23 protein-coding genes and 1 pseudogene are annotated in these 22,300 nt (G+C 38.7%); 20 read left to right on the forward strand and 4 right to left on the reverse strand.

Annotated features, from left to right (window positions below; translation table 11 throughout):
- Positions 1-15: 15 nt before the first annotated feature.
- The 17 genes and pseudogenes from LZD48_RS07260 to LZD48_RS07335 all read left to right on the forward strand — a co-directional run bounded on the left by LZD48_RS07260 (position 16) and on the right by LZD48_RS07335 (position 15,112).
- A complete protein-coding gene (locus LZD48_RS07260; RefSeq protein ID WP_235762061.1) occupies positions 16-978 on the forward strand; it encodes a phosphotriesterase family protein in 963 nt (320 codons plus the stop codon).
- A 78-nt stretch (positions 979-1,056) separates the two neighbouring features.
- On the forward strand, positions 1,057-2,658 hold the full coding sequence (locus tag LZD48_RS07265) for a long-chain-fatty-acid--CoA ligase (protein WP_305082614.1): 1,602 nt from the start codon (positions 1,057-1,059) through the stop codon (positions 2,656-2,658).
- Between the two features lie 196 nt (positions 2,659-2,854).
- On the forward strand, positions 2,855-4,513 hold the full coding sequence (locus tag LZD48_RS07270; RefSeq protein WP_235762063.1) for an AMP-binding protein: 1,659 nt from the start codon (positions 2,855-2,857) through the stop codon (positions 4,511-4,513).
- A gap of 33 nt (positions 4,514-4,546) precedes the next feature.
- Positions 4,547-6,085: an acyl-CoA carboxylase subunit beta gene (locus tag LZD48_RS07275; RefSeq protein ID WP_235762064.1), complete on the forward strand. Its 1,539-nt coding sequence runs from the start codon at positions 4,547-4,549 to the stop codon at positions 6,083-6,085.
- Between the two features lie 152 nt (positions 6,086-6,237).
- Complete coding sequence (locus tag LZD48_RS07280) at positions 6,238-7,218, forward strand: NADPH:quinone oxidoreductase family protein (RefSeq protein ID WP_235762065.1); 981 nt, start codon at positions 6,238-6,240, stop codon at positions 7,216-7,218.
- A 54-nt stretch (positions 7,219-7,272) separates the two neighbouring features.
- Entirely contained in the window at positions 7,273-8,016 is a 744-nt protein-coding gene (locus tag LZD48_RS07285) for an SDR family NAD(P)-dependent oxidoreductase (RefSeq protein WP_235762066.1), read from the forward strand.
- A gap of 112 nt (positions 8,017-8,128) precedes the next feature.
- A pseudogene (locus LZD48_RS07290) lies at positions 8,129-8,251 on the forward strand (ABC transporter permease subunit); the annotation flags it as partial.
- A gap of 106 nt (positions 8,252-8,357) precedes the next feature.
- Positions 8,358-8,912: an ABC transporter substrate-binding protein gene (locus LZD48_RS18745; protein WP_255770846.1), complete on the forward strand. Its 555-nt coding sequence runs from the start codon at positions 8,358-8,360 to the stop codon at positions 8,910-8,912.
- Positions 8,913-8,941: 29 nt separating this feature from the next.
- On the forward strand, positions 8,942-9,226 hold the full coding sequence (locus LZD48_RS18750) for a type 1 periplasmic-binding domain-containing protein (RefSeq protein WP_255770848.1): 285 nt from the start codon (positions 8,942-8,944) through the stop codon (positions 9,224-9,226).
- Positions 9,227-9,319: 93 nt separating this feature from the next.
- Positions 9,320-9,520: a hypothetical protein gene (locus tag LZD48_RS07300; protein WP_235762067.1), complete on the forward strand. Its 201-nt coding sequence runs from the start codon at positions 9,320-9,322 to the stop codon at positions 9,518-9,520.
- A gap of 149 nt (positions 9,521-9,669) precedes the next feature.
- Positions 9,670-10,845, forward strand: coding sequence for an acyl-CoA dehydrogenase family protein (locus tag LZD48_RS07305; RefSeq protein WP_235762068.1), 1,176 nt, complete (start codon positions 9,670-9,672; stop codon positions 10,843-10,845).
- A gap of 20 nt (positions 10,846-10,865) precedes the next feature.
- On the forward strand, positions 10,866-11,630 hold the full coding sequence (gene fabG, locus LZD48_RS07310) for a 3-oxoacyl-ACP reductase FabG (protein ID WP_235762069.1): 765 nt from the start codon (positions 10,866-10,868) through the stop codon (positions 11,628-11,630).
- Between the two features lie 32 nt (positions 11,631-11,662).
- On the forward strand, positions 11,663-12,112 hold the full coding sequence (locus LZD48_RS07315; protein ID WP_235762070.1) for a MaoC family dehydratase N-terminal domain-containing protein: 450 nt from the start codon (positions 11,663-11,665) through the stop codon (positions 12,110-12,112).
- Positions 12,109-12,513, forward strand: a complete 405-nt coding sequence (locus tag LZD48_RS07320) for a MaoC/PaaZ C-terminal domain-containing protein (protein WP_235762071.1) — start codon at positions 12,109-12,111, stop codon at positions 12,511-12,513. The genes LZD48_RS07315 and LZD48_RS07320 overlap by 4 nt, the downstream gene beginning before the upstream one ends.
- A 90-nt stretch (positions 12,514-12,603) precedes the next feature.
- Positions 12,604-13,773 (forward strand): thiolase family protein, encoded by a 1,170-nt coding sequence (locus LZD48_RS07325; RefSeq protein ID WP_235762072.1) that lies wholly within the window; start codon positions 12,604-12,606, stop codon positions 13,771-13,773.
- Positions 13,774-13,827: 54 nt separating this feature from the next.
- On the forward strand, positions 13,828-14,250 hold the full coding sequence (locus tag LZD48_RS07330) for an acyl-CoA thioesterase (protein ID WP_188856097.1): 423 nt from the start codon (positions 13,828-13,830) through the stop codon (positions 14,248-14,250).
- 55 nt (positions 14,251-14,305) lie between these two features.
- Positions 14,306-15,112, forward strand: a complete 807-nt coding sequence (locus tag LZD48_RS07335; protein ID WP_235762073.1) for an enoyl-CoA hydratase/isomerase family protein — start codon at positions 14,306-14,308, stop codon at positions 15,110-15,112.
- Between the two features lie 353 nt (positions 15,113-15,465).
- On the opposite strand, the gene LZD48_RS07340 is transcribed toward LZD48_RS07335, so the two are convergent.
- From LZD48_RS07340 to LZD48_RS07355, 4 genes are all read right to left on the reverse strand, one after another.
- Entirely contained in the window at positions 15,466-15,816 is a 351-nt protein-coding gene (locus LZD48_RS07340; protein ID WP_235762074.1) for a hypothetical protein, read from the reverse strand.
- Positions 15,817-16,019: 203 nt separating this feature from the next.
- The gene (locus tag LZD48_RS07345) at positions 16,020-16,973 is read right to left on the reverse strand and encodes a bile acid:sodium symporter family protein (protein WP_235762075.1); all 954 of its coding nucleotides are present in this window, start codon (positions 16,971-16,973) and stop codon (positions 16,020-16,022) included.
- Between the two features lie 92 nt (positions 16,974-17,065).
- Complete coding sequence (locus LZD48_RS07350; protein ID WP_235762076.1) at positions 17,066-17,371, reverse strand: MGMT family protein; 306 nt, start codon at positions 17,369-17,371, stop codon at positions 17,066-17,068.
- Between the two features lie 238 nt (positions 17,372-17,609).
- Positions 17,610-18,479 (reverse strand): LysR family transcriptional regulator, encoded by an 870-nt coding sequence (locus LZD48_RS07355; protein ID WP_235762077.1) that lies wholly within the window; start codon positions 18,477-18,479, stop codon positions 17,610-17,612.
- Between the two features lie 181 nt (positions 18,480-18,660).
- Between LZD48_RS07355 and mmgD the strand changes: the two genes are divergently transcribed.
- Genes mmgD through prpB form a run of 3 tightly spaced genes read left to right on the forward strand, consistent with a single transcriptional unit; the run spans position 18,661 to position 22,184 of the window.
- Positions 18,661-19,770 carry a citrate synthase gene (gene mmgD / locus LZD48_RS07360; RefSeq protein ID WP_235762078.1) on the forward strand — a complete coding sequence of 370 codons (1,110 nt, stop codon included), beginning with the start codon at positions 18,661-18,663 and terminating at the stop codon, positions 19,768-19,770.
- A 39-nt stretch (positions 19,771-19,809) separates the two neighbouring features.
- The gene (locus LZD48_RS07365) at positions 19,810-21,249 is read left to right on the forward strand and encodes a bifunctional 2-methylcitrate dehydratase/aconitate hydratase (protein WP_235762124.1); all 1,440 of its coding nucleotides are present in this window, start codon (positions 19,810-19,812) and stop codon (positions 21,247-21,249) included.
- 32 nt (positions 21,250-21,281) lie between these two features.
- Positions 21,282-22,184, forward strand: coding sequence for a methylisocitrate lyase (gene prpB / locus LZD48_RS07370; protein WP_235762079.1), 903 nt, complete (start codon positions 21,282-21,284; stop codon positions 22,182-22,184).
- The last annotated feature ends 116 nt before the right edge of the window (positions 22,185-22,300 follow it).

The following is a 22,300-nucleotide window of genomic DNA, read 5'->3' on the forward strand; positions in this document are numbered from 1 at the left end:
AAGGAGTTGATAGGTTTGGGCGAATGGATTGAAACGGTCACAGGTAAGATTCCTGTCGAAGATATGGGAAAGACATTAATCCATGAACATTTTATATTTGGCTATCCAGGATACAGTGGTGATGTAACGAATGGTCCCATTAATGCAGACGAAGCGTTAAGTGCGGGAACAAAGGCTGCAAATGCTGTTAAGAAGTATGGAATTAAAACAGTTGTAGATCCAACCCCCAATGAATGTGGTAGAAATCCTGAACTATTAAAACAAATATCTGAGGCTACAGGGATTCAGATAGTTTGTTCTACTGGCTATTATTATGAAGGGGAAGGGGCTACAACCTATTTTAAGTTTCGCGATTCGTTAGGAACGGCGAAAAAGGATATTTATGAAATGTTCATGACGGAGATCAACGAAGGTATAGCAGGGACTGATATTAAACCAGGAATAATTAAGCTTGCTTCAAGTAAGGATGAAATCACCCCGTATGAAAAAATGTTTTTCGATATAGCAGCAGAGGTGCATAAAGAAACAGGTATTCGAATTATTACGCATACGCAGATGGGGACAATGGGACCTGAGCAGGCTAGATTGCTTATTGAATTAGGAGTAGAACCATCTAAAATTATTATCGGTCATATGTGTGGCAATACAAATATTGATTATCAAAGAGATACTTTAAAAACTGGAGTAAAAATTGGTTTTGATCGATTTGGAATTCAAAAACTGGTTGGAGCTCCAATGGATGAAGAGCGTATAAATACGCTTATAAAGTTACTTGAAGAGGGGTATGAAAAACAAATCATGCTCTCCCATGATTCCATTAATTACTGGCTAGGGCGTCCATTGGAAATGAACGACGACACTGCAACATTAGTAAAAGATTGGTATCCGACTCACATTTTTGAAAATATTATACCAGATTTAAAATCACGGGGTATCTCAGAAGAAATTATTAAGCAAATGTTTTATTTAGAAACATAGGATGATAGAGGCGGAATGACTAGTACTAGATGTTATATAGTAAGCGCTTGCATAGTAATTTTTAGGGGGTATTTGTTCATGGATAAAGTATGGCTAAAACATTATCCGGATTATATAAGAAAGGAAATTAGTATACCTGACGAACCAATAACCGAAATCCTAAAGAAGTCCATCACCCATTATGGTGACAACCCGGCCCTATATTTCTATGGAAATGAGATGACCTATAAAAGGTTAGGGGAGTTGGTAGATTCTTTTACTGCCGCACTTCAACAAGAAGCGTTTGAGCAAGGAGAAAGGGTAGCAATTATGCTCCCGAATTGTCCACAATATGTCATTAGTTATTATGGAATATTACAAGCTGGTGGTATCGTAACACAGCTGAACCCAATGCTTGTAGAAAAAGAGTTGGAATACATTTTAAATGATTCAGATGCTGAAACGATTATAATTTATGAACATTTACTACCGGTTTTGAGGTCTATTATTGAAAATACATCTGTTAAACGAATAATTACAGTTAATTTTGAAGGTAAAGATACGAGGGACAGTGTAGCAATTGAATTTAACAGCTTTTTGAAAAGAGCAGAGCAATTACCAGTCGAAGTTGCCTTCAATCCATCTGAGGATATAGCAGTTTTACAATATACAGGCGGAACTACGGGACGTTCAAAAGGGGCAATGTTGACCCATCGAAATTTATTTGCAAATGTATTACAAACATACGAGTACTTTCGAGATACTATGGAACTAGGAAAAGAGCGGACTCTAACTGCAATACCACTTTTCCATGTGTATGGAATGACTTCAGCGATGAATCTTTCAATCTTTATAGGTGCAAAAAGCATATTATTGCCTAAATTTGAAATTCAGGAAGTCCTACAAACAATAAAGGAGACCAAACCAACATCATTTCCTGGAGTACCTACTATGTATATTGCATTAATCAACCATCCAGATGTAGAAGCATATGGTCTGGATAGTATTCGTACTTGTAATAGTGGTAGTGCACCAATGCCGGTAGAGTTATTAAAGAAATTCCAAGAAAAAACCGGTGCGAAAATATTAGAAGGATATGGTCTCACAGAAACCTCACCAACAACACATTGTAATCCGTCCTTCGGTAATAGAAAACCTGGGAGTGTTGGTATTGGAGTACCTTCTACGGATTATAAAATTGTTGATTTAGAAGAGGGTTCGAAAGAGCTTCCACCCGGTGAAATTGGCGAGGTTATTATTAAAGGACCACAAGTAATGAAAGGGTACTGGAATATGCCTGAAGAGACAGAGAATGTACTTCGCGATGGTTGGCTCTACACAGGAGATATTGCTTATATGGATGAAGGAGGCTATCTGTTTATTGTTGATCGTAAAAAGGACTTAATTATCGCAAGCGGGTATAATGTGTACCCTCGCGATGTGGAAGAAGTTATTTATCAACATCCCGCAGTCCAAGAAGCTGTCGCTATAGGGGTTCCTGATTCTTACCGAGGAGAAACAGTGAAAGCTGTAATCGTCTTGAAAGATGGGATGAAATGTGATGAGGAAGAATTAATTGCTTTCTGTAAAAAGAATTTGTCAGCTTATAAAGTACCGCGGATTATTGAGTTTAGAAAGGAATTACCTAAAACAGCTGTTGGCAAGATTTTAAGACGGCAAATTAGAGAAGAGACGGTTTGAAACGATGATATGAAATGCAAATGTGGAGGGATTTAATATCAATAATTTTGTGAATGAAATTTTATTATCTACAAATCAGTAATAGAAAAAATAGGATGTAATGAACAATGAATCGTTATAGCTTACTGGGATGCTACCGTGGGATTGAAGAAGGGGTTACTTTCAGACAGGACTCTTATACCAGGAGGTAGAGCAAATGAAATCCATTTTAAAGAAAAGCTGGCCAAGTGATATGCAGGAAACATTGCACTATCGTCTAGGTGAGAAACCATTACATGAATATTTGCTACAAAACGCGATTAACCATCCACAACAAACTGCCTATACTTATTACGGAAACAATATTACTTGGCAACAACTAAGTGATAATTCCCGCCGATTTGCACAGTTTCTTAAAGGGGAGGATGTTTCAAAGGGCGATCGAATTGCATTATATATGCAGAACTGTCCCCAATATCTGATCTGTCATTATGCAATTCAAATGATTGGTGCAATAGTCGTGCCATTGAGCCCAATGTACAAGGAAGCAGAGCTCCTCTATTTTATTAATGAAGCTGAAATTAAGGCTATCATTTCGGCTCAGGAATTGTATGAACAAGTAGAAGCAGTAAAACAGCAGACGACCTCGCTCCAATTTATCATAACTACTCATTATACAGATTTCCTTCCTGAGGCGAAAACATTACCATTACCAGACGAATTAAAAATTGAAAAAAAGAAACTTAATAGTAATTTCGATTTACTAGAAGAAATACAATCAAATAATCCAATTTCAGAGACTGAACAGATTGATATATGGGAAGATGTTGGCTTGATGGTTTTTACCTCTGGAACAACGGGAAGGCCAAAAGCAGCGATGCTCACATATGGGAATGCTCTGTTTAAAACAGCCGCAACAGCTCAAGGATATCAAATGAAACAATCAGATATTACGTTGGCAGTTGCACCCCTTTGTCATATTGCTGGCATGGTGATGGGAGTTAATCTTCCTGTTTATAATTCTTTATCATGTATTTTGCTGACGCGTTTCGATGTAGAAACAGCTGTAAAGGCAATTGAAGATTATAAAGTAAATAAATTATATACGGTCGCTACAATGAATGCTGCTATTCTTAATTTCCCAGAGATTGAACAGAGGAATTTAACATCACTTGAACTAAACTTCGCAACAAGTTTTGGAACGAAAGTGGATCAAAACCTAGCCGAAGCTTGGGAGAAAGTCACTGGAGGCTGTGTACTTTTAGAAGCTTCTTACGGATTAAGTGAAACACATACATGTGATACATTTATGCCGATTGAAAATATTAAATTTGGAACTTGTGGTATTGCTACGTATGATACAGAAATACGTATTGTAGATATAGAAACAGGTGAAGACTTACCACCAGGAGTTCAAGGAGAAATTGTTATAAAAAATCCTGGAGTATTTAAAGGTTATTTAAATCGACCAGACGCAACAAAGGAAACACTAAAAGATGGTTGGGTGTTTACAGGTGATATTGGGATGCTTGATGAGGAAGGATTTCTATATTTTAATGGTCGGGTAAAAGAAATGATTAAATCATCAGGGTATAGTGTCTTTCCTGAAGATGTTGAAGCTTTATTGAATGATCATGAGGCAATTTTACAAGTAGCGGCTATCGGTGTGCCTGATAAAAATAGAGGAGAGAGTGTAAAAGCTTACATTGTATTGAATCCTGCTTATAAAGGAAAAGTTAGTGAAAGGGATATCATTAAATGGTCAAAGGAAAAAATGGCAGCATATAAGTACCCGCGTGATGTAGAATTCCTTGATAGCTTACCAGCAACAAGTTCTGGTAAAGTTCTACGCAGACTTTTAATAGAGGATAGATAAATAAATGGACTATAACGAAGAAGGAGAAATTATATGGACGGGATGATAGAGGAATTATGGGAGCGAAAAGAGCAAGCAAAGTATGGGGGTGGAAAAGAAAAGCTTGAAAGATTGCATAAACATGGTCATTTAACTGCTAGAGAGCGAATAGAAAAGCTTGTCGATCCGGATACATTTTTAGAAATAGGATTACTTGCCCATTCGGACCAATTAGGTTCTGAAGAGAAAAGTGCTGGTGATGGAATAATTACGGGTTTAGGTAAAGTAGAAGGAAGGCCAGTTGTATTGCAGGCAGCTGATAAAACAGTTCTTGCTGGAACGGAAGGAATGGTTTATTTTCGTAAATCAAAGGCAGCACATCAATTTGCCGTTAAGCGCGGATTTCCGTTATTGAATTTAATGGAAGGTGGAGGCTTAAGGATGCCTGATGGTATGGGGTCTGACGGGATAAGCCAGATGTTGTTTCCGCAAGAACTTTTGCTCCACAATCGTAAAGTTCCATTAATAACTGCAATTTTAGGAGATAGCTTTGGCGGCCCAACATGGACAGCTGTAACATCAGATTTTGTAACACAAGTAAAAGGAAGCGCGATGGCAGTAGCGGGGCCACGTATGTTGGAAGTCGCTACAGGTGAAAAGATTTCAAATGAAGCCCTCGGTGGTTGGGAAATTCATGCAAATTATACTGGGCAAGTAGATCGCTTTGTTACGAGTGAGGAAGACTCTATACAGGAAATGAAGGAATATTTAAGTTATATGCCACTACATTCAAGTGAAGAGCCGCCGGTTAAAGAGACAAAAGATGATCCATATAGAAGACTTGATGAGATTGTTAATCTCGTACCGACTAGACGACAACGTGCCTATGATATGAAAAAGGTTATTCGTCAAATTGTTGATGATGGGAATTACTTCGAATTAAAATCTTTATATGGAACTGCGCTTATAACTGTTTTTGCTCGTATTAATGGAAAAGTAGTAGGTATTATCGCAAATCAACCATTGAAATACGCGGGCGCAGCAGGCCCTAAGGAATGTGAAAAGGCGACTGAATTTATTTGTCTTTGTGATTCTTACCATATTCCACTTGTTTTCTTACATGATATTCCGGGGTTTAGAGTATCCGGTGAAGCTGAAAAATTAAAGATGCCTACAAAGATTATGATGTGGAATCAAGCTCTTGCGCAGTCAACAGTACCTAAAATTTCAATTGTTATTCGAAAGAGTATTGGTGCCGCTTATGGGAATATGTGCGGCCCAACAATGGGGGCTGATTTTGTAGTTGCTTGGCCAACAGCCGAGATAAATTTTACTGGCCCTGAAGTTGGTATAAATGTTGTTTATGGCCGTGACCTTCAACAATCGCAAAATGCGAAAGAGGAACGATTAAAATTATTAGAATCATGGAGTTTCGACAGTTCCCCATATAAAGCAGCAGGGAAACATCTTATTGACGATATCATCGATCCAAGAGACACAAGAAAGTTTCTTTCTCAAACATTAGAATATGCCTGCATGAAAAATGGATCCATGAGTGAACGTAGACTTGCTAATTGGCAGACAGGGTTTTAAGTATTGAGAGATAAAATCCAAAGTGAATAGGCTGAATATACCGTCTATAAATGCATTTTATAAGCAAACTATACGTTTAGTATAATTATTTTGGAAAACGATTTTTTTAAATTCGAAATATAGGATGAAGGAGCGAAGAAGGAGGAATTTTAATGCGTAATTGGAAGGTAACGAAATTAGGTAATCCACGAGAAGTATTAGAATTGCAAGACCATTCACGACCGTCTATTCAGGAAGGTGAAATACTGATTGAAGTAGAAGCCTCTTCACTTAATTTTTTTGATATATTACTTTGTCAGGGAAAGTATCAGGAAAAGCCCCCAATCCCATTTACGCCAGGAGCGGAGATTTCAGGAGTAATTCGTGAAATTGGAAAAAACACTCAGTTAAAAGTGGGGCAACGTGTGATCGCAACTCCTCCATTACCGGATGGAGGGTTATCTGAATGGGTGAGTGTTCCAGAGGAATCTGTTTATCCTATTGTAGATTCAATGGCTGCAACGGATGCTGTTGCAATGTTCATAACCTATCAAACTTCTTATTATGGGTTATATTACCGAGGTAATCTCCAAAAAGGGGAGGTACTTTTGGTGCATGCCGGTGCGGGTGGAGTAGGATCAGCAGCTATCCAACTTGGTAAGGCAAGGGGGGCAAAAGTAATAGCAACTGCCGGTGGTCCTGATAAAGTCCAGATATGTAAAAATCTTGGAGCGGACATAGCTATTGATTATATAATGGATGATTTTGTAGAGGTTGTGAAAAGTGAGACTAACGGGCGTGGAGCAGATGTTATCTATGACCCAGTAGGAGCAGACGTGTTTGATAGATCACGTAAATGTATTGCATTTGATGGACGTTTGTTAGTAATCGGTTTTGCTGGTGGACGCATACCTGAAGCACCTGTAAACCATGCACTCATTAAAAACTATTCAATTGTTGGTGTGCATTGGGGATTATTTGCACGGTTACACCCTAGTAAAGTAAGGGAAATCCATGCAGACTTAATGCGACTTTACGATGAAAAATCGATTTGCCCATTAATATATCAAGCGTATGATTTTAGAGAAGTTCCAGACGCATTAGAAATTTTAGCCGATAGGAAGACGTATGGGAAATTGATTGTTAAGCCATGAGGCCACTTATTTAATAAATAGGTTTAACAATCCAGATATTAAGGGGGGAAGTCTATGCGCTTAAAAAACAAAGTTGCAATCATTACCGGTGGCGGTGGAGATATCGGTAAGGCAACAGCGATTCGATTTGCAAGGGAAGGAGCAAGGGTGGTCGTCGTTGATTTAAATGAAAAGACTGCATGTGAAACCGTAAATCTAATAAGAAAGGAAAATGGAGAAGCTAATTGTATAAAGACTGACGTAACTAATGATCATGCAGTACAAAATATGATTCAAGAAACGATTGCTAAGTATGAACGGCTCGATATTATGTTTAATAATGCTGGAGTAAATAGTGTAGAGAAAAAATTGCCCGATGTTTCATTTGAGGAATGGAAGAAAGTTATGGATATAAATATAACAGGTGTATTTCTTGGTATGAAATATGCCATTCCGCATATGAAGTCGGGAGGTTCAATTATAAATACAGCAAGTATTGCAGGCATAAAAGGGCAAAAGTTAGTTGCGGCATATTCGGCATCAAAAAGCAGTGTTATTGCACTTACTAAATCGACAGCAACTGAATTTGGGAGGAAGAATATACGAATCAATGCCATTGCACCAGGAATAATTGAAACAAGTATGGTTGATGACTGGAGAAAGACGGATAAATGGCCAGTTTTATCTACAAATAACGCTTTAAAAAGAATCGGACAACCGGAAGAAATAGCGAATGCTGTATTATTCCTTGCTTCAGATGAAGCTTCCTTTATTACAGGAGAAACACTTGTAATTGATGGTGGTGCGCTTAATATTTAGCGACTACAAACATTAGAGATGTTATTCGTGAGTAAGCACTTGTTATAAATTAGAAAATTACATTCAAAAATTATTACCCCAACAGTAAATAGAAAAAAGAGGAGGGAAAATGATGGATTTATTTCTCCAGCAATTATTAAACGGGCTTTCTAATGGCAGTGTTTACAGTTTGGTGGCGCTAGGTTTGACAATGGTATTCGGAATTCTTCACGTTCCTAACTTTGCTCATGGTGCGTAAAAAAAGATGTTTGAAATTATTAAGCAGATTAATGAGGTTTAAAAGCATTTCTTGTTTTGGAATCCTATTGCTATTTGTATTCGGATTAGCAGCCTGTCTAGATATGTCTTCAAGTGACTCTGGGGATAAAAATAGTAGTGAAACGGAAGAAGCGCCAGAAACTCTAGAAACTCCAACATTAAGTGAAGGAGAGGAGATTGTTGAGATAGGTTACAGCGGACCATTAAGTGGCCCGGCTGCTCAATATGGAATTAACGTTATGAATGGACTAGAGATGGCTGCTGAGGAAATTAATGAAAATGGCTTTGAAGTGGATGGAACGACGTATAAACTTGAAATCGTTGCATTTGATGATCAATATTTACCAAATGAGACAGGCGTAAATGTGAAGCGAATGGTTTCGGAAAATGATCCTGTAGCAGTTTGGGTACCTCACAGTGGAGGAGTTTTTGCCACTCAAGAATTTAATGAAGAGGATAATTTCATTCTTATGGCATATACAAGTGAACCAAGACAATATGAACAAGGGAATGAGTTAATGATAGGAATCCCACCCCAATATAATGTTTGGACAGAACCATTTAGTCGATATCAAATCGAAAAATTTGGAAGTAAAATGGCACTCCTTCCTACAAACTCCCAATATGGTAAGGACTGACTGAATCAATTGTTCCTGTATGGGAAGAAATGGGGGGAGAAATCGTCTATGAAACTGAGATTGATTTTGCAAAGGAAACCGACTATTTTACCATAATGACCAACGCATTAAATGAAGATCCGGATGTGCTTTTTGTTGGGGGACCTTCAGAACCTACTGCGCTTGTTATAAAACAAGCCAAGGAATTGGGATTCGAGGGTGGATTTATGATTATGGACCAAGCAAAATTAGAGGAAATGTCTGGTTTCTTAGGAAGCTATGATCTGCTTAACGGTTCAATTGGTTCTCTTCCTATTGAGAGTAGTGATACTTAACAAAGTGACAGATTTGTAGAGACATATAAAAAGAATTTTGGTGAACCATACGCAACTTCTGAATCTGCACTAAATTATCAGAGTGTGTATGTTTTGGTAGAAGCAATGAAAGTTGCTGGTACAGTTGAAGACAGAAAGGCAATTATGGAAGCTGTAAATGAAGGGATAAAAAATATACCAGAGGATAATTTGGTTCTTCCACTTCATGAAATTGACGAAGTAGGAAGTCTTCAATGGAAATTTGATGCAGGCATTGTTGAAGATGGAGAGGTAGAAATATTTCCATTTGAATAACGGATGAAAATATTTTCAATCATTAAAGGAAAAATTAAACCAGTCTTGAATATATATAATAAAGGTAGGGGGAATTTTTCCTTATATTTTACACTAAACATACCAACTAGTTGGTATGAAGTGATTAATAAATAAGAGGAGTGCATGAAATGTATTTACGCCTGACAGATGAACAAAAAATGGTGCAAGAAACAATCCGAAAGTTTGTCGAAAAGGAATTGATACCTTTAGAAAATGAGGTCCTTCGTAATGAAATGGAAGGTAAGCCCAGTTTATCTAAAGAAAAACAAAATGAATTGCAATTGAAAGCAAAGGAAGCTGGATTTTGGGGGATCAATACACCCGCTGAATATGGGGGAGCAGATATTGGTCAAATGATGCTAGCAATTGTACAAATGGAAGTTTCAAAGTCTTTTGTCCCGTTTCAATTCGGTGGTACTGCAGATAACATTCTCTATTATGGAAATGAGGATCAAAAAGAACAGTATTTGATACCAACAATAAATGGTGAGAAGAAGTCATGCTTTGCTATGACGGAGCCTGGAGCGGGATCGGATACAAGAGGATTAAAAACAACCGCCGTAAAGGATGGAAATGAATGGGTAATAAATGGAGAAAAGACATTTATTACGGGAGGAAATGAAGCAGATTTTGTAATGGTTATGGCTGTGACAGATAAAGAAAAGCATCAACGTACAGGCACAGATGGGGTTACATGCTTTATTGTTGATCGGGAAATGGGTTGGAAATCAGAATATATTCATACAATGGGAGAATGGGGACCGGCAGGATTAGTGTTTGATAATGTACGTATTCCAAAAGAGAACATTCTAGGAGAAGTCGATGGTGGTTATCAGCTCGGCTTAGAATGGATTGGTTTTGCTAGATGGATTGTTGGTGCGACTGCTGTAGGAGCTAGCGAAAGGCTACTTCAAATGGCGATTGATTATTCTAAAGAAAGGAAGACATTTGGAAAGCCGATTGCTGACAGGCAAGCAATCCAGTGGCAAATCGCTGATTCGGCAGTAGAAATTGAAGCCGCAAAATGGCTCGTATTAAATGCTGCTTTTACGCTTGATCAGGGAGAAGATAACCGCCATTTAGCCTCAATAGCAAAGCTTTATGGAGCGAATATAGGTAATAATGTGGTGGATCGTGTTCTGCAAATTCATGGTGGCATGGGGTATACACGCGAGCTGCCAATTGAACGCTGGTATCGTGAAGCTAGATTATGGAGAATTTATGATGGCACGGATGAAATACAACGATTAATTATTTCTAGAAATCTTTTAAAGGGCCATGTTAAAGTAGGCCAATTTATATAAAAATAAGGGAGGAATTTTTTATGACGGGTAGATTTGATGGAAGAACTGCTTTTATAACAGGTGGAAGTAGAGGGATAGGTAAAGGTATCGCACAAAGGTTTGCTGAGGAAGAAGCTAAGGTAGGAATCATAGATATAAATGAAGCAGCTCTAAGTGAAACAATGAGAGAATTAGAAGAACAAGGTTATGAAGTTTTTTCAAAAGTCGTGGATGTCGTTAATGCTGATGAAGTAGAAGCTGCAATGAAGGAGTTTGTTACATCATTCGGCTCACTTGATATTCTAGTAAATAATGCTGGAATTATTCGTGATAATTTATTATTTAAGATGACTGATAGTGACTGGGAACAAGTAATGGATGTCCATCTAAAAGGAACATTTTATGCTTCACGTGCAGCTCAAAAATATATGGTGGATAAAAAATATGGCCGAATCATAAACGTTTCATCTACCTCGGCATTAGGGAATCGTGGACAGGCAAATTATGCAACAGCAAAAGCAGGATTACAAGGATTCACAAAAACGCTTGCAATTGAACTTGGAAAATATGGAATTACAGTAAATGCAGTAGCTCCAGGATTCATTGAAACGGAAATGACAAGAGAAACAGCTGAACGAATCGGTATTTCATTTGAAGAAATGGTGAAATTCAGTGTAGCTTCTATTCCTGTTGCTAGAAGTGGAAAGCCTGCTGATATTGCGAATACAGTAGCATTTTTTGCAGACGAACAGTCTTCATTTGTTAATGGTCAAGTCATTTATGTTGCTGGTGGACCAAAAGATTAAATCAATAAACATGAGAAAGGGGAGTTGTGTAAATGTTTAAAGATATAATTGGAAAAAGATCTGAAAAGGTAAAAAACACTGTTGAAAGGGGAGCGGTTAAGAAGTTTGCAGAAGCTATTGGCGATGTACATCCGATTTATGTGGATGAAGAATATGGCAAACAATCAAGATACGAGCAAAATATAGCACCCCCAACTTTTCCTCGAGTTTTCGACTATGGAGAAATAGAGGATTTTAACTTACCAAACGTCGGTCTTATTCATGGAGAGCAGATATATCATTATAAAAGGCCATTATTGGTAGGGGAAGAGGTTTATTGTTATACCGAAGTTCTTGATTACTATGAAAAAACAGGAAAGATGGGTCTTCTTAGTTTTGTAATATTACAAGGCAGTGGTGAGGATAAAGACGGAAAAATTATATATACGGAAAGGCAATCTGTAATTATAACGGAACCAGTAAGAAAGGAGTTGGTAAGATGACTAGCATCTTTGATTTACAAATTGGTGATTCATTGGAAGAGATTACACTTCATCCAGTTTCAAGAATTGATTTAATAAAATATGCAGGTGCATCTGGTGATTTTAATCCAATTCATACAATCGATGCCGAAGCTTCAAAGGCAGGATTACCTGGCATCATTGCTCATGGCATGTGGACAATGGGGAACCTAGCAAAATTATTTACACCTTATTTAGAAGAAGGATTTATTCAATATTATAAAATTCGCTTTGCAGGGATGGTTTTTCTAGAGGATGTTATAACACTTAAAGGGAAACTACAAAAAGAACGTGAAGGATTACTTGATTTTACTGTAGCGGCTGTGAATCAAGATGGAAAAGAGGTAATTAATGGAGCAATCACATTCAAGAAATATGTCTAAACCCGTATACTACCGAATTCCTTCTATTAAATGTCTGGATATATCAATAAGATATATGGATTAAAAGTAAAATCATAAGGAGAGTATCCAATGGAGAGAGATGCAGTTATCGTATCAGCTGTTCGAACAGCAATAGCAAGACAGGGTGGTGCTTTGGCAACTGTTCCGGCACATGTCTTTGGAGCAGAAGTTATTAAAGAAGCAATTAAGCGTACAGGTATTGATCCGCAATCTATCGATGATGTGATTCTTGGAAATGTATTAAGTGGTGGAGGAAATATTGCTAGGTTAACAGCCTTGCAAACGGAATTGTCAATGGAATTACCGGGTCTTACAATTGATCGCCAGTGCGGTTCAGGAATTAATGCTATTCATTTAGCTGCACAAGCAATTCGAGCAGGAGATGGTGATATTTATGTTGCTGGTGGTACAGAGAGTATGAGTCGTGCACCATATTTGATGGACAGAGCTGAAGGGGCATATAGTTCAGCACCACCACAGTTTCGCGGCTCTCAACTTTCACCAAAGGAAATAGGCGATCCACCAATGGGCATAACGGCAGAAAATTTGGTGAGAAAATATGGAATTAGTAGAGAAGAGCAGGATGAATTTTCATTACGGAGTCAACAAAGAATGGCTAAAGCAATGGAAGAAGGACGCTTTGAGGAACAAATTGTACCAATTAGCGTTCCAGTTCGAAAAGGGGAACCCATTGTTTTTAAAACGGATGAACATCCTCGGCCGGAGACGACAATCGAAGGGTTATCTAAATTACAACCGGCTTTTCTAAAAGGAGGAACAGTGACAGCAGGGAGCAGTTCAGGATTAAACGATGCTGCATCGGCTCTTGTGATTATGTCAAGAGAAAAGGCAGAAGAATTAGGTGTTCAGCCATTGGCAACGATCCGCGCTTCAGCAGTTGCTGGCGTCGATCCGAATATTATGGGGATAGGTCCCGTTCCAGCTACTAGAAAGGTTATGGAGAAGTCGGGCCTTCATTTAAATGAGATGGATATTATTGAATTAAATGAAGCTTTCGCAGCACAAGTAATTGCCTGTGATAGGGAACTTCATTTAGATCCGGAAAAATTAAATGTTAATGGCGGTGCTATTTCTCATGGGCATCCACTAGGAGCCACAGGAGCAATTCTTGCAACAAAAGCTGTCTATGAATTAAGACGTGCAAATGGGAGATACGCACTTATCACCGCCTGTATCGGTGGAGGCCAGGGTATTGCAACAATTATTGAGGCGGAATAGCTAGGTTGATAGATTTTGGGTTTTCAACATTAATTTAATTTTAGGGAGGTTACCATGACAAAATCATTTGATATAGAGGTATTTGTTCGATTTGCGGAAACAGATGCAGCTGGTCATATAAATAACACAAGTTATTTTTTATATTTTGAAGAAGCACGGACAAAGTTTTTCTATGAAATTGGAATTGGAAAGACTAATAAAAATCCATTGATGATTAATTTTATTTTAGCTTCCACTAAATGTGATTATATATCACAAGCTTTTGGAGGCAAAATATTAAAGGTTTCTACTATTGTTACAGATATTGGAACAAAGAGCTTTACGGTACATCATGAAATTACAAATAGTAAAGAAGAAGTGGTTGCTCGTGCCACAGCTACATTAGTTTGTTTTAATTATGCAGAGCAAAAAACTGAACCCATTCCAGATTCAATTAGGAATAAACTTGAAGAAGTTTTTAGTGGGGTAAGTAAGTGATTCACTCATTAAAAAGTCTGCTTTTAATAAATGAACTAAAAGGAGAATGAAAATAATGAAAAACACTCAAAGTGAAGATTTAATTATAACAATTAACGCAGGGATAATGCATCTTACACTAAATCGACCGGAAAGTTTAAATGCCTTTAGCCCAGAAATGATGGAGGCCTTAATAAATGCTTTTAAGCTTGCTAAAAACGACAAAACAATACGAGTTGTTGTCCTATCAGGTTCAGGACGATCATTTAGCTCTGGTGGAGATGTAAAGACTATGGGAAAGAAAGCGCCGTTAGAAGCCTATGATCATATTGGAACATTGAATGAATTAATTCTATTGATGAGGGACTTAGAAAAGCCAATTATTGCGGCAGTACATGGCTTTGCAGCTGGAGCTGGGTTTAATTTAGCATTGGCAAGTGATCTTATACTAGCTGCAGATAACAGTAAATTTGCTTTAAGTTTTTCAAGAGTTGGCTTAATATCTGATGGTGGTGGATTATATTTCTTGCCAAGATTATTAGGTCCCTATCTTGCTAAAGAACTATTATTCAGTGCAGAACCGATTACTGCTGAGAAAGCACATGCATTGGGTATTGTTAATCACATTTATCCACTAGATGACTTTCAAATTAAGGTGAATGAATTTGCTGGCAAGTTAGCTTTAGGTCCTACTATTGCATATGGCTTTATAAAAAAGATTACTAATCAATCTTATAATTCTACACTAGATGAAATACTTGAACTAGAACGTATTGCCCAAGCATCTCTTATTACTACGGAAGATCATGAAGAAGGTGTTCAAGCATTCAAGGAAAAACGCCAACCTAACTTTGGTAAAACAATAGAGAAAGCACAAACTTGAATCGTTAAGAAAAAAGTCTTTGCCCCCCTTTTAGAGAGGATTATGCTAGTAACGCCATAATGAGCGAAAATGTTAATCATGCATTAATTTATCTTCTCGGCTGTTTCGTGCAGATCAGTAAATAACTTTGGGAGAAATTAAAAATAGAGTAAAAAAGGATAAGAAACACAAAAACTTTAGTGAACAAATGAAACAGCCGAGAATTCATTATTCATATGGGTTCAAGGCTGTTTCTTATTTTATTAACTGAAGAACTCAGGGTATTTTATTAGATTAATGAATTTAGCCGCTTGTAAAGGGGAATTTCAAAGTAAATCATTTCGGCTTTATTTGATAAAGTTGAGATATACCTATCACCGCTCCGCCAAAATGTCTTGAATAATTTCCACGTGCACAACAGCCCATGCTTTTTCTTTAAAGTGTAAGATTAAACTAATACTAAGCAGGACTAAATAAAGAAAAGCGAAAATCATCCAATTCGAGCTTCCATCGTGAAAAAGAAAGTTTTCAAGCGGGTTAGCAAAGAGAAAAAGGAGCCAGGGAATAGCAGTTGCTAAGATTGGAATGATCCCTGTGCCGTTCTTTTCTTTCGCGATTTGATAATAAATTAATTGTAATGTTTCCTTGTCCAGTGTTTCGTAAAACACTTTGATTGCATGCGTTTCTTGTAAATATCGACTCTTTTTTATCTCTGCGGTTGGCATCTCTTTTAAACGAAGATAGAGTTTATGTGCGTCTCCACGGCTAGAAAATTTCAGAGAACATCCTCCTCCTACTTTAGAGTGTATGCTATTATCTTTTCACAAAAAGAGGCGGAATCATACATAGAAATCGAGTTCCTTATGGAAAAAGCCTGCATAATAGGGAGGTTAACCCTATCACGCAGGCTTTAAAATGGTAAAAGATATTAGGCAATCTCTTTATCGTCCGAATCATCTTGACTTCTTTTTGCCCACCAGTTTGCAAGAAGTGGTCCTGAAATATTATGCCAGACACTAAAGATGGCACCAGGTACGGCAGCAATTGGCGAAAAGTGCGCGAGACCAAGAGATGCGGCAAGTCCGGAGTTTTGCATCCCGACTTCGATGGAAATCGCTTTTTGATCTTTAAAATCAAGCTTAAGTGCTTTAGCAGCAATATACCCAAGTAAATATCCGATACAATTATGTAAGACAACAACTGCAAAAATCAACAGCCCAGAAGTTACAATCGATTCCTTGTTGACTGCTACAACAGCTGCAGCAACTGCAACAATTCCGACTACGGATATGAGTGGCAAGACATCCATGCTCTTATTGACTTGCTTGCTGAATAGCATGCGGATAACGACACCTAAAATAATAGGCAATAATACAACTTGAACAATTGATATGAACATACCCATAAAGGAAACCGATAACCACTGGCTTGCGAGTAGATAGGTGAGTGTAGGCGTCATAATCGGTGCAAGCAAGGTGGAAACTGCTGTTATTGTTACAGATAATGCAGTATTTCCCTTTGCCATAAATGTCATAACGTTGGAAGATGTACCTCCAGGACAACAACCTACCAAAATTACCCCAGCTGCAATTTCAGGTGGTAAGTTAAAGGCATATGCAAGTGCAAAAGCCGTAAGTGGCATGATCGTATATTGGAAAACAACACCAATCAGCACGCTTTTTGGAGCAAGAAATACACCTTTAAAATCATCGACGGTTAAGGTCAGCCCCATCCCGAACATAATAATACCTAATAATAGCGATACATGTGGTGCAATCCACGCAAAACCTTGCGGGATAAAGAAACTAAGCACTGCAAAAATAATAACCCATAAAGCAAATGTGCTCGTCGCAAATCTGCTTACTTTGCCTAATGTTTGCAAAACTAATTACCTACCTTTCCATAAAAACTATAAATATTGCGAAATTTATAGTATGTATAATTAAAAATAATAGCATAAATAAGCTGTTTAATCTAGGCTTCTACTCTGTATTTCTTTAAATCAACTCTTCCCTTATCGTCAACTTCAACACCTTCTGCTTCTAAAGACAAGCGCTGTTCATTGAACTTTTCTTCTTCTTTCATCGCAATCTGACCTTTCGCATTAATAACCCGATGCCATGGCAGGTGATATTTTTTGCTCATCGTATGCAAGATACGGGCAACTTGCCGAGCCGCTCGTGGATTCCCTGCGAGTTTTGCAATTTGACCATATGTCATCACTTTTCCCTCAGGGATATCTTTAATAATTTGAATGACTTTTTCTGTAAAGGGTAGCATTAAAATCTCCTCTCTTACTGAAAATCAACTGATAATTGCTTTCATTCAGCGTAAGTGTCCATCCCGCAGGAAGCGGTTTTCTTCCGAGGCAGACTAAGTTCGCCACGTCCTGTGCGCCTGAGCTAAGGCCGTGCCTAAGGATGCGCATCGGTCCGCCGGGCAACTGAACGATGGTTAGTGCGCCCGAATAACTGAAAGCTCCTAACACTTACGCTCAATAAAAGGATACAGTAAATGATTATATTGCTTTTACATCTAACCCTCTAATAAAACGAATAAAGGCATGGACAATGTTCAATTGTAAGGAGTCTTCATGATAATACATCCACGTTTTTCTTATCATTGGTTCTCCTGATGGTTTATAGAGCGGTTTTACAAATAGCTCCGGATAGGGACGGACAACTAAATTTGCAAGAATGGAATATCCGAGTCCATTTACAATCATCTCTTTGCATGTTTCTACTTGATTGACTTGGATTGTTGTATGTGGACGCTCGGAATAATGATGGTACCACCATTCATCCACCATACTCTTCATATTTTCGTCCGTATGATAATCAATCCGCGGCATATTGGGAAGATCCATCCAGGTGAAATCCCACGGTGAGGCAACGCAAATTTCTTCATCATATAAAAGTTCCCTTTTTCCTTTCCATGGAAAATCTCCTTTAATAAAGCTTAAATGCACTTCATTGTTTAAAACGAGGCGGTGCATGGCACTGCTCCATCCTGTAACCATTTGGAATTCTACGTGAGGGTATTCCTGTTTAAATAATCGTAATAACTTCGGCATTTTATTAAGTGCAAAGAAATTGGATACGCCAACTCGTAATGTACCTGTGACCTGATTTTTCATGTTATTTATTTTTTCTTCCATTTTGCGTTGTTCGCGAAGCATATTTTGTGCATGTTGTGCCAATTGTTCACCTTCTGGGGTGAAGGTAACTCCTCTTCGTTTTCGTATCATGAGTTGCACATCATAATGTTCTTCTAATCTCTGGATACGCGAGGTTAGAGTGGGCTGAGAGACAAATAATTGTTCTGCAGCTTTCGTAATGTTCTCGGTAGAATAGAGAGCGGCTAACATTTCCCAGTCCTGATAATTCATGAAGTACGTCCTCCTCTTATGATATAGGAAAAGTCTATGGCTAATTATTAATATTATATATTTTTCCAATTTTACAATCAATATTATAATAATGACAGATGCGAAAACCTCATTAGGTCACTTACTTGCTAACGCTTTCGGAGATTTGAGGAAAATAAAAGATGAGGGATGGATGGTATTCATGGAAACAAAAGAAAAGTTTGTTCCAGGGTTAGAAGGAGTTATTGCGGCGGAGACATCAATTTCATTTTTGGATGTAGATGAGGAGAAAATCATCATTCAAGGCCATGATCTGATTGAGCTATCGAAAAGTAAGGAATATGCGGAAATTGTACATTTATTATTAGAAGGTACCTTACCAACACCTGCGGAAAAAATCTCCATAGAAGAAACACTGAAACAGCATTATGATGTCCCGGAAGTTGTAATCGACGTGCTTCGCTTATTATCGAAGCAGACACATTCAATGGATGGAATGCGTACTGGATTATCCGTTCTGGCTGGTTTCGATGAAGATATAGAAGACCGGACGCTTGCGGCGAATAAAAAACGGGCCTATCAATTATTAGGGCAGCTACCGACAATTACGGTCAATAGTCACCGGATTATCCACGGGGAAGAGCCAGTTTATCCGCAAGCCGATTTATCCTACAGTGCAAACTTTTTATACATGATTACCGGAAAGAAACCAAGTGATTTAGAAATTGAGATTTTTGATCGTTTGCTTCTTTTATACAGCGAGCACGAAATGCCGAATTCCACTTTTACTGCGAGAGTAATCGCCTCTACAAACTCGGATATTTACGGGGCATTAACCGGAGCAATTGCCTCTTTGAAAGGTAATTTGCATGGCGGGGCGAATGAAGCGGTCATGTATATGCTGAATGAAGTGCAAACGGTAAAAGAATTTGAGGAATTACTTCTAAATAAGCTGCAGCAAAAAGAAAAAGTGATGGGGTTTGGCCACAGGGTCTATATGAAGAAAATGGATCCGAGAGCCTTAATTACGAAAGAAGCTTTACGAAAGCTCTGCATGCGAGATGGCGATTATTCACTGCTAGAGATGTGTGAAGCGGGCGAAAGAATAATGGAAAAAGAAAAAGGGCTATACCCGAATTTAGATTATTACGCAGCACCCGTGTACTGGAAATTAGGGATCCCGATTCCACTATATACACCGATTTTCTTCAGCGCACGGACTGCTGGGTTAGCAGCTCACGTCATGGAACAGCATAGTAATAACCGACTGTATAGACCACGTGTGAATTATATTGGTGCACGTTATGTTTAGTCATACAAGTATAGAAAATGGAAATGGAGAGGACAAATGATGTTACAAACAGATGATTATCAAAAAACAGATATGTTAATAGAAGAAATCACGGATTATGTATTAAATAAGGATATTACGAGTGAAGAAGCTTTTCAAACAGCACAATATGTATTGCTTGATACCCTCGGCTGCGGCATTTTAGCGCTTGATTATCCAGAATGTACAAAACTGCTCGGACCAGTCGTGCCTGGGACCATTGTTCCTCACGGGGCGCGGGTCCCCGGGACTTCCCATGTACTCGATCCCGTTCAAGCTGCATTCAATATCGGTACGATGATTCGCTGGCTCGACTATAACGATACGTGGCTTGCAGCGGAATGGGGACACCCATCGGATAACTTAGGCGGAATTCTTGCAGTTGCCGATCACCTTAGCCAAGTAAGGATCCAGAAGGGTCAAGAACCGCTTAAAGTTGAAGAAGTACTGGAAATGATGATCAAGGCACATGAAATCCAAGGGGTGCTTGCACTCCAGAATAGTTTGAACCGGGTAGGACTTGATCATGTCTTTTTTGTAAAGATAGCGTCAACAGCAGTTGTCACGAAAATGCTTGGTGGAAATCGTGAAGAAATAACGAATGCACTAACGAATGCTTGGATTGATAATGCCAGTCTACGGACGTATCGTCATGCCCCGAATACTGGATCACGTAAATCCTGGGCTGCTGGTGACGCAACGAGTAGAGCAGTACGGCTAGCGTTGATGGCCATGCAAGGTGAAATGGGTTATCCAACTGCACTTAGTGCTCCGGGTTGGGGATTCCAAGATGTTTTATTTAATAAGAAGGAACTATTGCTTAGTCAGCCGCTGGATAGTTATGTAATGGAAAATGTGTTGTTCAAAGTTTCCTTCCCAGCTGAATTTCATGCACAAACAGCGGCAGAAGCAGGCGTACAGTTACATCCAGAAGTCGCTAGTCGCTTAGAGGAAATAGACAAAATTACGATTACAACTCATGAATCTGCTATTCGCATTATTGATAAAAAAGGACCTTTGAATAATCCGGCAGACCGGGATCACTGTTTACAATATATAACGGCTATCGCCCTGCTTGAAGGAGATGTACGTGCAGAACATTATGAGGCTGATTTTGCCGCAAATCCGATGATTAATATCCTGCGTGATAAGATGATCGTCGTAGAAAATAAGGAATATACAAAGGACTATCTAGATCCTGCTAAACGTTCAATCGCGAATGCTGTTCAAGTTCATTTTAAAGACGGGTCATCGACAGAAGAAGTGGAGCGCGAGTATCCATTAGGGCACCGCTTCAGACGTGAGGAAGCCATTCCGAAAATAATGGAGAAGTATACGGAAAACTTAGCAACCCATTATACAGATAAACAACGCAAGAAGATTGAAGCGATAAGTTATGATTATGAAAAGTTAGCAAATATGAATGTGGATGAATTTGTCGAGCTATTTCTTATAAATTAATACGTGCTAGTGATGAGAAGGAGGCCATAGATATGGCGTGGATTGTGGATCAACAGTCAACACAGAAAGAATTAGCTGAAAAATTAAAAGAAGAAATGGAAGCGGAGGATATTTTACAAATACCGGGGGCACATGATGCGATGGCTGCCTTAGTTGCAAGGGACGCAGGTTTCTCCGTTTTATATTTATCTGGCGGAGCTTATACGGCGAGCAGAGGACTGCCGGATCTTGGTATCGTTACATCAACAGAGATAGCAGAACGGGCAAGGGATCTTGTCAGAGCAACGAATTTACCAGTACTCGTTGATATTGATACAGGGTTTGGCGGTGTATTAAACGTGGCACGCACAGCGCGGGAAATGGTGGAAGCAAATGTAGCTGCCGTTCAGATTGAAGACCAGCAGCTTCCCAAGAAATGTGGACATTTAAATGGAAAACAGCTCGTTCCGACAGAGGAAATGGTACAAAAGATTAAAGCAATTAAAGAAGTTGCTCCTTCCTTAGTTGTCGTCGCCAGAACGGATGCACGGGCGGTAGAAGGACTAGATGCAGCAGTCCGGCGCGCAGCAAGTTATGTTGAAGCTGGTGCCGATGCAATCTTCCCTGAAGCTTTACAAACGGATGAAGAATTCCGTCTGTTTGCTGAAAAAGTGGATGCCCCGCTGCTTGCGAATATGACGGAGTTTGGGAAGACACCATTTATTACTGCAGAAGAATTTCAGAATATGGGCTTCCGTATGGTCATTTATCCGGTAACTTCTTTGAGAGTAGCAGCAAAGGCATATGAACGGATCTTTACCCTGATCAAAGAGCAAGGCTCGCAAGCAGATGGTGTATTTAATATGCAGACGAGAAAAGAACTATACGAAACGATTTCTTATGATGATTTTGAAGAATTAGATCAGACGATTGCAAAAACAGTATTAGAAGACTAGTCTATTGAAAAAGATAGGTGCCAAAGAGGAATTTGCCTCCGCACCTATCTTTTTCAAATTAGTTAAAAATGCAGGGGACCGTGAGTAACCTCACAAAACTGTCAAATAGTCGTACT

This window comes from Oceanobacillus alkalisoli (assembly GCF_021556485.1).
GTDB classification, from domain to species: Bacteria; Bacillota; Bacilli; order Bacillales; family Amphibacillaceae; genus Oceanobacillus; species Oceanobacillus alkalisoli.